Annotated in this window: 1 pseudogene; it reads left to right on the forward strand. The window is 65.6% G+C overall.

From position 1 onward, the window contains the following. A pseudogene (locus tag AC0IXR_RS25110) lies at positions 1-253 on the forward strand (hybrid sensor histidine kinase/response regulator); the annotation flags it as partial.

The following is a 253-nucleotide window of genomic DNA, read 5'->3' on the forward strand; positions in this document are numbered from 1 at the left end:
GGCTCGGCCTTTCGATCGTGCGCCGGTTTGCCGACCTGCTCGGCCATGACATCAGGCTGCGCTCGCGCGCCGGCAAGGGCTCGGTGTTCTCGGTCACCGTGCCGCGCACGTTTGATCCGGTAGCGATCCCGGTGCGCGAGCAGGCCAGCGTCGACTATCGCTATGGCGGCATGGAGGGTGCGAAAATCCTGCTGATCGAGAACGACCTCTCCAGCGCCGAGGGCCTTGCTCATCTGCTGGAGAAATGGGGCTG

The organism is Methylobacterium sp. AC832 (genome assembly GCF_979256025.1).